This window comes from Bradyrhizobium sp. (assembly GCF_049512235.1).
GTDB lineage: Bacteria > Pseudomonadota > Alphaproteobacteria > Rhizobiales > Xanthobacteraceae > Bradyrhizobium.
Genome location: NZ_JBEKXH010000294.1, coordinates 1 through 8,212 on the forward strand (window position 1 = coordinate 1; position 8,212 = coordinate 8,212).

An 8,212-nucleotide genomic window follows, 5' to 3' on the forward strand; every position below is an offset into this window, starting at 1 on the left:
CAATAGGTTTGGAGCCGGCATGACGCCGCGGACGTATTTGCGCGGTATCGCAGATGGAAGGCCGCCGAAAGCCTTTTTCCGGCATCCATGATTGCTGGGGGAAGTCGATGGCGCCACCGCTATTCTCTCACCGCGCGCTCAATCCTGATGGGCCGCGCACTGCTGGTCCGGCGTCCTTGGCTCCAGCGAGGAGTGGTGCTGCATGATCAGGCCCCGCCGCCCCTGAAACGCATAGGTGTAGCGGGCTCGCAAGGTCGCGCCGCTGCCGCCATTCAGTTTGAAGCTGTAGAGTCCGGACGCGAAGGCGTTGCCGCAGACCCCGCCAACGATCGGCTTGTCGAAAGTCACCACCGGTCTATCCCTTAGAAAACTCTTGAAATAGCCGGCGATGTTTTCGGGTTCGGACTGGTTGGTCAGCGGACCGTTGGCGCAGGTCGGCAGCAGCACCGCGTGGCTGTGGTCATAAGTCCCGACAATGGGCGTCGGATCCTCCGGCGTCGAATGGGCCAGCTGATTTTTCCAGTTGTCCAGCCGTCCGCTGACCCAGTCATTCACATCGCAGGCGTGCCGCGCCGTTTTCGACCATCCCTCCGCCGACCACACCGCGACGGCGAGCAGTGCCAAGGCGGCAGACACAAGACGGCTCATGTTCATGCCACGGCTCCTTCAGTCTTTCCCGGCAGGCCCGCAAGTTTGCTTCCCACGATGGCGTGGAATGGCCGCTACCATAGATTGCGCGGCCGGGATTACAACAGGCCGCAGGGCCCCTGCCCTACGGTCCTGAACTTTGTCTTGGGCCGGGCGGATCAACCGCCGCTCGGAAGCTTGCCACGGCCGCAGCCAAACTGTCCTTCAGCCTCGCGGCGGCCTCGATCGCCGGCGCGGCCTTTGAGACATCAAAGTCGCCGTAGCTATGCATAGCCCGGTGGCGAAATCCGAGCGTCTCATAGAGATCGGTTGCAACTTCGTGCGGGAGGAGGGCTGGCCGCGCATGCTCTCCTGTCAGAGGCTTCGCAAGCCTCGCGATAAGCGCCGTGTGCCAATCTTCGCCCGTAGGCCTGTCTTCCCGAAGAATATCGAGAATGCGTCGCATGGCCGCCTCGGCGGAAGTGTGCCCCGACTGCATTGCGTGCATCAGGGCATAGGCGCGAGCATACCTTTCAAGGTGGTTCTCGATGTTGAACCCGCCCCGCGAATACAGCTCCATGGCATTACCGAAATGCAGTGCCACGGCGACGATATCGGACTCGACATCAGCCCATCGGGCGTCGCTCACTTGAGTTCCCTCCAGTGTCCGGAGATGCGCTTGAGGAAGCTGGGCCCGGAAGTACTGGTCGAATGAACATCGGCAGGAACGCCATACTTGGCGCACACGGTTTCAACCTCGGCGATCGCAGCCCGTTCCGCGTCCTCGGGGAAGTCGACGACGACGTCGAAATCGCTGTCGGGTCGGATCGCACCGGTCGCCACCGAGCCGAACACCAGGTATCGTCCATGATGGGCTGCGGCGTACCCGGTCAATTCCGCGACGATGCTGGCGGCAGCCTTCCGCAGCCGCTCGGTCTCCCGAGCCTTCCGTTCTGAAACTGTCACGACTGCCGACATCGGATGCTCCGCCAGGGGCTCAATATCGGTCGTCCCGCCGTGACACGCAATCCCTCCATGGAAGCGCAGCGGCGGGACCCTCAACCAGAGTCCATGGCTTTCAAACCTGCTCCTCATCGGCTTCAGGCGTCTGCCTCAGCATGAAATGACCGAACGCCGAGGCGATGGGTTTTGCGGGATCGTCCTGCCAGGCCTTGGCCTCGAAAGCGACGACGCGCCGGCCCTGCTTGACGATCGACACGTTGGCGTAGCAGTCCAGGGCACGGCCGGAGCGCAGGTAATTGATGGTCAGGCCGATCGGCTTGGGCAGCGCCGAGACGCCGAGCTCGCGCGTGACGCCCACAATCGCGGTGGTTTCGAGAAAGGCGCCGGTGATGCCGCCGTGGATGGCCGGCAGCATCGGGTTGCCGATGATCTTTGGCGAGAAAGGCATGACCAGCGTGTCATCCTCTCGGACGCGGATGCCGAGACAACGCGCGAACGGGCTGATGGCGAATGGGCCGCTCGGATCATCCGGTGCTTCGAGCACGGGCAGTGCGCGATCCTCCATCGCACCGTCCTTGAGCATGTTGGTGCGGTTCGCGCCAATCATGAAGCAGGCTGTCGCAGTGGCGACGGGATCGCTCTCGGAGTGCTGGTAGGCCGTCGCGCGCACGAAGGCGATCGAGCGGGTGACGCGGGTGCAGACCGAATGCGCGTGAATGTCGAGGCCTGGCGTCGCGGGCTTCTGATAGTCGATGCGCAGGTCAAGCGTGGCGATCGCGCTGCTGCCATCGAGCGCGAGCTGGACGGCCATGCCGCAGCTCTCGTCGAGCATGGCGGTGACGACGCCGCCGTGAAGCACGCCGGTCCTGATATCGCCGACGAAAACCGGGCGGTATGGCAGGCTTGACCAGGCCTCGCCCGGAGCCGTGCGGTCGAGCCGAAGTCCGCTGATGGTTCCATAGACGGAGCGACGGCCCCTGATGGCCCGTGCCAGTTCGTCAAACGGCAACGAAGAATTGAAATCGGATGTTCCGGACATCTCGCGTTCAGCGGCCGGTGGTTGCGAGAAGATGCGCGGGGTAACGCTCGCCCTCGACCGTGATCGAAGACGCGGCGCGTTCGATCCCGGCGAGGTCGTCCGATGTCAGTTCGACATTCGCGGCGCCGAGATTCTCATCGAGCCGGTGCAGCTTGGTGGTACCGGGGATCGGAACGATCCACGGCTTCTGCGCCAGCAGCCACGCGATCGCGACCTGCGCGGGAGTAGCGTCCTTCATTTTCGCGATATGGCCGAGCAGGTCGACGAGCGCCTGATTGGCCTTCATCGCCTCGGGCGTGAAACGCGGCAGAAGACTGCGGAAATCGCCTGCCGCGAGCTTGGTGTTTTCGTTCATGGCGCCGGTCAGGAAGCCCTTGCCATAGCCGAAGTTGATGCCCATGCACCCGAAGCCGATCGCGGACACTTCGAGACCGCTTTTACCGAGCTTGCGCTTCTTCATCGTCGTTTCTCCATCGAATAAGAGTCGTTCGGCACCCCGCCGTGATGACTTAAGGCCCTGGCAGCCATTCGAGATACCGGTGATTTGCCCGACCGGTCAAATTTTTCCTGCGCTTCGAACTGACAGATAAAGCCCGGGCGCATCGCGGCGCGGGGCACGCAAGCTTGTACGAAGAAATGCAATGCGACCTCTTGGCGAGGAGCCCTCGCGACGAAGCCATCCAGCTTTCTTCGACGGATGCCAGGCTGGATGGCTTAATTAGCGGAGCCTGTCATCGGGCGCCGTGTTGGCGCGACCCGGCCGATCGCGATGACGATCTCAGATTGGATTTGGCTGGCTATTTGAAAACGCAGAAGTGATTGCTACCACAGATTGTGTGGCTCTTAGGTGATCTATCTCACTTTCCAGTCCGCAGACTCCTGCTATCCATCAAGCCTGCACATCGCTTTCCGCAGGAGGCGGAACATGGCTCAGGTCTATTTCCACTGCTCCAGCAGTCAAGGCGCGCTGATCGATCGGCGCGGCGCCGCCGTCAGCGACCTGGCCGAGGCGCGCGACCGCGCCGCTCTCGTGATGCGCTCGCTGATCTCGGCGCCGGGGCCGGAAGATTGGCGCGGCTGGGTCTTGCACGTCAGCGACGATGACGGCGAAGAGATCTTCTGCGTGCCCTTCGCTTCCCTGCTCGGCAAACCGCATTAAGAGGGCGCCGTGTCGGTCACGCAACTGCTTTCGATGCCGCTTCACCAGTGCTTGAACGCGATCATGGCGCGATGTTACCGGCTGATCCTGTTGGTCCGCGCTCCCTATCGGCCCGAGCTTCATTACATGCGCGGACCCGGCCCGAAGTGGCACGCCAAGCACCGGGATTACAGCGCGTAGGGCGGAATAGGACGACTGACATTGGCTGCTCCGCTACGGCTCGAGATCGGTCGTCCCGCCAACGCGCAATCCCTCCGCACGGATAGAGATCGGCACAGCAGACGGACGTTCGGGTTCTCCCATCACCAGCTTTTCGGCTCGCTCAGCCCTGGGCGCCGGTGACGCGCCAGACCACATTGCCGACGTCGTCGGCGACCAGAACGGAACCGTCGGGACCAAGCGTGACCCCGACCGGCCGGCCGTAGGAAACCCGCTCGTCCTGGGCGAGAAAGCCGGTCAGGATATCGCGCGGCGGCCCGGCCGGGCGCCCGTTTGCGAACGGCACGAAGACGACCTTGTAGCCACTCAGCGTGCTGCGGTTCCAGGAGCCGTGCTGGCCGATGGCCATGCCCTCGGGAAAGCCCGGCAGCGTGCCGGCCGGCAGCCAGCACAGACCCAGCGACGCGGTGTGCCCGCCGAGCGCGTAGTCCGGCCTGATGGCCTTGGCGACCGCGGCCGGATCCTGCGGTACCCGATCGTCCACCGTCTGGCCCCAGTAGCAATAGGGCCAGCCGTAGAAACCTCCTGACCGGACCGAGGTCAGATAGTCCGGTGGCGTCTCGTCGCCGAGGCCGTCGCGCTCGTTGACAACAGTCCAGAGCACGCCAGTCCGTGGCTCCCATGCGAGGCCGACCGGGTTGCGCAGGCCGCCGGCAAAGATGCGGCTCTCGCCACCCGCCAGATCGAGCTCGTAGATGACGGCCCGGCCCTGCTCCACTTCCATGCCGTTCTCGGCGATGTTGCTGGACGAGCCGACGCCCGCATAGAGCTTCCGGCCATCCGGGCTCGGCAGCAGGCTCCGCGTCCAATGCCCGCCCGGCTTGAAGTCGCAGAGTTTCCGCCCTGTCGCGGTAATGCGGTCGGCGCCGGCCGTATAGGGGAAGGCCATCACGCCGTCGGTGTTGCCGACATAGAATGTGTCGCCCAAAAGCGCCATGCCGAACGGCTGGTTCAGTCCCTCCATGAAAATTTCGCGCCTTTCGGCGATGCCGTCGCCATCCCTATCGCGCAACAATGTGATGCGGTTCGCGCTAACGCCAAGGGCGTCGGCACGTCGCATCGTCGCCTGCATCGCGTAGCTGAACACGCTCCTGGCCGGTCCTTGGACCTGCGTCGCCTCGGCAACGAGGACGTCACCATTGGGCAGCACATGGATCCAGCGCGGATGTTCAAGACCGCTCGCAAACGCATTGACCTTGAGCCCCGACGCCGCCACCGGCCTCTGCCCATCGGTCCACCCCCTGGCCGTCGGCATCTTGAGCGTCGGGAGTGCGCCTTGGGGCTTCGCCACTGGTACCACCGGCGCGCTGCCCCAGGCCGGCTCGGGCGCAGTGCCCTGCAGCCGGCGCCACTGCAGCGCGGCCGCTCCGATCAGCGCGACGATTTGCGCAAAAATGCCGGACAAGCTCATGTCATTCCCCCGTTGATCGCGCACCCACTACCCGATGCCGAGGCGATTTAAAATCGCATCGTCGACGGGCGAGCTTACCGGCACCTGGAGCGCATTCCCATAGCGCTGACAATGCAGATGGCGCGCCCGGAGCTTACTTGGTGACGCTGGATTCATCATCGAGGTGCCTTCCAATCTCGGCCGCGAGATCGGCGATCGGTGCCATCGGCATGATGATCACGTGATCGGCGCTTTCGCTCATCATCAAATTGATGGGATCGGTCCCTTCGAACAGCCGGAAATCGGTACGATACACAATTGACAGTTTTTTCCTGCCGTAGGCGTACCCCAGCTCCCAGCACGTTCCGCTGTCTGGATCCGACCCGTCCAGGCACGCCACCACCACGTCGGCCCATTCAAGACCTCTGAGGTCGCTCTCGAAGATGGCCGCGGGCAGGTCTTTGCGCTGCTCGTGCTCCTGCGGAAGGAAAACGTCGTGCCCTCGCCTGCGAAGCAGGCTTGCAAGCTCCCTGTTGAATGCAAGTTCCGCGGTCGAAAATAATGGGCCGGCCATATAGATTTTCATGATCCCTCCGATCCTTGATGTGGATCATATCACCATCTTGCTGACGGAATATCCCCGCGAGATTAACGCGGTCACAGTTTGCCGCGACCACAAGGGCAGCTCAATATTGATAATATGCCGCGGTTGCTTCGCGCTATGCCACGCCGGGGAGGCGCGGTGATCGCGACGCTGTATCACAACGGCGTGCCCGGCTGGGCGAGCGACTCAGATGGCGCGCTGCTTGGCAGCCTCGGCTGCTCGACCGACAATGGCTACTCGCAAAATCTCGGCACCGACAACGCCGTCCACCCGCTGTCCTTGGTCACCCTGAAGGTGGCGGCTACCGCCAAAACGTAACAGACGCTGCGAGGGCCGCGGCAGATTGCCGATGACGTCGGAGAATGACCCCTTAGGAATACATGAGCCCCGCGATCATCTGTCGCTACTCATATTATCCGACCGATCGTATGGAGGGCTGAAGATCCCCAGGAAGCCACGATGCGGCTGCTCGCGACCGTACACCAAGTCCGGCCGTTCAGGCTGATCCGGCTCGTCTGACTGCGACGGCCTCGTTACCGCGACCGGAGCTCTTCGCGTCCTGCGCTCCGTGTAATGCCTCGGGCGGTCGACCCGGCGCTCTGCCGACTTCTCCAGCGCAGCTTGCTTCTGTTCCGGTTGATTGGTGGAGCCGCCTGGTTTCGCCGGTCCGGGTTGCTTTTCGGCCGCTTCGTTTCGGGTATCCGCCTTGGGCGTTTCTGGCTGAATTGAAGGAGCAGGATCGGGGTGAACCGCTGGCGTGGCCTCAAGCGGTGGCGCGGGATTCTGTCGGGGCTCCGCCACTTGCGGAGCGGCAGCAGGCATAGATTCAGAGCGCGCAACGCGCTCGACCCTGGTCGTAGATGCCGCGGCGGTGTCCCTCCACGCGGATTTGGTCATGAGCGCGCCGGTGCCGACGCCAAAAGCCAGCGCACCGGCGATGGTTCCAACTCCCAAAAGATATGAACCCAACGAAAATGTCATTTTGATCTCCATCGGGCGAACGCGCCGACCGCAGCGTAGTTCCGCAAAAGCACCGGAATAGCTTCACGCCATACGATCGCTGGACTCCAACAACGATATCTTTGCGCCACTGCGTTCTGCGATCGGCACCGTGAAACCGGTGCGAGGCGGCTCAGAAACCGATCCATGCCAGGGCGACGTAAGCTGCGGCACCGAGGGGAACGCTGAGGCAGGCCAGGGCAATTAATTTGAGAATGATCTTCAACATGGGAATGTCCTCTTCCTAAGGGCGCTAAAACCTTGAAGAGGTGCCCGAGAACTTACAACAGGGATCGCGATTTAACCTAACCAGTCAACCTTACCGGCCTCGCAGCGAGTACTGCGTCATCCGCCGCTGAGGCGGCGTATTCCGCCAATTCATCGACATTGACAGCCATGGCGAGCCGATTGCGCGCCCGCGCGGGCCGGATGGAGCTCAATACGGTGGTGCTTTCCTCGCCCGCTGCATCTTCGCCGCCTCGATCCACCAGGAGAGATCATTGGCAAAACGTGGAAAGGCATGCTCCAGCGACCGTCCACCGTCACCTTGCGGCTTGCCGTCCGCGGACAGGGCTTGCGCAATCGGACCGACCGCGATCGTGCTTGAAATCACCACCATGCCCATCTCTGAGAGCGTACCGTGCCACGCGGTCGCGGCGTGGGCTCCGGAGAGGCGGCCCGCCGAATAGCTGGCAATGGCGGCGGGACGCCAGAACCACTCCTCGAGAAAATGATCGGTGAGGTTCTTCAGGCCGGGCTGGATGCCCCAATTATATTCACCAGTGATGAAGACAAAACCGTCGGCGTCGCGGATTTTGCCCGCGAGCCCTTCCAGTGCGGCAGGTGCCTGGCCTTTGGGGTATTCCTTGTACATCCGGTCCAGCATCGGCAGGCCCACCGCCTTGGCATCGACCAGCTCAACATCACAGCCGCGACCGCGCAGCCCTTCGACGACGAAATGCGCAAGGCGGATGCCCATGCGGTCGGACCGGTAGGAGCCGTAGAACACGAGAATGCGATCGGTCATGGCATCCACACCCCATCATTTCCGGACAGCTATCCCCGCGCCCGCCTTCGGCCCCAACCTTACCACGATAGCCGTGACGGCGGAAAATCCAGCTGGGATAAGCCGCCGGCAGTCGCAAGGCCGCATAGGATCGGATGCGAGCGCCGCCGACAGCACCCAGATGACGATGGCAGCTCTGCCGGATG

Annotated in this window: 11 protein-coding genes and 1 pseudogene; 4 read left to right on the forward strand and 8 right to left on the reverse strand. The window is 63.0% G+C overall.

What is annotated here, in order from left to right; all coding sequences use genetic code 11:
- Window positions 1-138: 138 nt before the first annotated feature.
- The 5 genes and pseudogenes from ABSG20_RS23605 to ABSG20_RS23625 all read right to left on the reverse strand — a co-directional run.
- Window positions 139-654, reverse strand: a complete 516-nt coding sequence (locus tag ABSG20_RS23605) for a hypothetical protein (protein WP_423866920.1) — start codon at window positions 652-654, stop codon at window positions 139-141.
- A gap of 118 nt (window positions 655-772) precedes the next feature.
- Window positions 773-1,276, reverse strand: a complete 504-nt coding sequence (locus tag ABSG20_RS23610; protein WP_423866921.1) for a ribonuclease toxin HepT-like protein — start codon at window positions 1,274-1,276, stop codon at window positions 773-775.
- Window positions 1,273-1,605, reverse strand: coding sequence for a nucleotidyltransferase family protein (locus tag ABSG20_RS23615; protein ID WP_423866922.1), 333 nt, complete (start codon window positions 1,603-1,605; stop codon window positions 1,273-1,275). The genes ABSG20_RS23610 and ABSG20_RS23615 overlap by 4 nt, the downstream gene beginning before the upstream one ends.
- A 100-nt stretch (window positions 1,606-1,705) precedes the next feature.
- Window positions 1,706-2,629: a PaaI family thioesterase gene (locus ABSG20_RS23620; protein WP_423866923.1), complete on the reverse strand. Its 924-nt coding sequence runs from the start codon at window positions 2,627-2,629 to the stop codon at window positions 1,706-1,708.
- Between the two features lie 7 nt (window positions 2,630-2,636).
- Window positions 2,637-3,011: pseudogene (locus ABSG20_RS23625) on the reverse strand (aldo/keto reductase); the annotation flags it as partial.
- 543 nt (window positions 3,012-3,554) lie between these two features.
- Between ABSG20_RS23625 and ABSG20_RS23630 the strand changes: the two are divergent.
- Both ABSG20_RS23630 and ABSG20_RS23635 read left to right on the forward strand, forming a co-directional pair.
- On the forward strand, window positions 3,555-3,788 hold the full coding sequence (locus ABSG20_RS23630) for a DUF6894 family protein (protein ID WP_423866924.1): 234 nt from the start codon (window positions 3,555-3,557) through the stop codon (window positions 3,786-3,788).
- 9 nt (window positions 3,789-3,797) lie between these two features.
- Window positions 3,798-3,968 (forward strand): hypothetical protein, encoded by a 171-nt coding sequence (locus tag ABSG20_RS23635; RefSeq protein ID WP_423866925.1) that lies wholly within the window; start codon window positions 3,798-3,800, stop codon window positions 3,966-3,968.
- Between the two features lie 142 nt (window positions 3,969-4,110).
- On the opposite strand, the gene ABSG20_RS23640 is transcribed toward ABSG20_RS23635, so the two are convergent.
- Complete coding sequence (locus ABSG20_RS23640) at window positions 4,111-5,418, reverse strand: PQQ-dependent sugar dehydrogenase (RefSeq protein ID WP_423866926.1); 1,308 nt, start codon at window positions 5,416-5,418, stop codon at window positions 4,111-4,113.
- A 133-nt stretch (window positions 5,419-5,551) separates the two neighbouring features.
- The gene (locus ABSG20_RS23645; protein WP_423866927.1) at window positions 5,552-5,983 is read right to left on the reverse strand and encodes a nucleoside 2-deoxyribosyltransferase; all 432 of its coding nucleotides are present in this window, start codon (window positions 5,981-5,983) and stop codon (window positions 5,552-5,554) included.
- Between the two features lie 156 nt (window positions 5,984-6,139).
- Here ABSG20_RS23645 and ABSG20_RS23650 point away from each other — a divergent pair, with 156 nt between their 5' ends.
- Window positions 6,140-6,319 (forward strand): hypothetical protein, encoded by a 180-nt coding sequence (locus ABSG20_RS23650; protein WP_423866928.1) that lies wholly within the window; start codon window positions 6,140-6,142, stop codon window positions 6,317-6,319.
- Between the two features lie 1,117 nt (window positions 6,320-7,436).
- On the opposite strand, the gene ABSG20_RS23655 is transcribed toward ABSG20_RS23650, so the two are convergent.
- Window positions 7,437-8,027, reverse strand: coding sequence for an NADPH-dependent FMN reductase (locus tag ABSG20_RS23655; RefSeq protein WP_423866929.1), 591 nt, complete (start codon window positions 8,025-8,027; stop codon window positions 7,437-7,439).
- On the opposite strand from ABSG20_RS23655, the gene ABSG20_RS23660 reads away from it, so the two are divergent.
- Window positions 8,026-8,212 (forward strand): hypothetical protein (locus tag ABSG20_RS23660; RefSeq protein ID WP_423866930.1); only part of this gene is annotated, 187 nt, incomplete at its 3' end. The two genes, ABSG20_RS23655 and ABSG20_RS23660, sit on opposite strands and share 2 nt — an antisense overlap.

Bases quoted from the DNA above. Each gene is read 5' to 3' on its own strand.
- ABSG20_RS23615 (WP_423866922.1), bottom strand. From the start codon at position 1,605: ATGTCGGCAGTCGTGACAGTTTCAGAACGGAAGGCTCGGGAGACCGAG.
- ABSG20_RS23620 (WP_423866923.1), bottom strand. From the start codon at position 2,629: ATGTCCGGAACATCCGATTTCAATTCTTCGTTGCCGTTTGACGAACTG.
- ABSG20_RS23630 (WP_423866924.1), top strand. From the start codon at position 3,555: ATGGCTCAGGTCTATTTCCACTGCTCCAGCAGTCAAGGCGCGCTGATC.
- ABSG20_RS23655 (WP_423866929.1), bottom strand. From the start codon at position 8,027: ATGACCGATCGCATTCTCGTGTTCTACGGCTCCTACCGGTCCGACCGC.
- ABSG20_RS23605 (WP_423866920.1), bottom strand. From the start codon at position 654: ATGAACATGAGCCGTCTTGTGTCTGCCGCCTTGGCACTGCTCGCCGTC.
- ABSG20_RS23645 (WP_423866927.1), bottom strand. From the start codon at position 5,983: ATGAAAATCTATATGGCCGGCCCATTATTTTCGACCGCGGAACTTGCA.
- ABSG20_RS23640 (WP_423866926.1), bottom strand. From the start codon at position 5,418: ATGAGCTTGTCCGGCATTTTTGCGCAAATCGTCGCGCTGATCGGAGCG.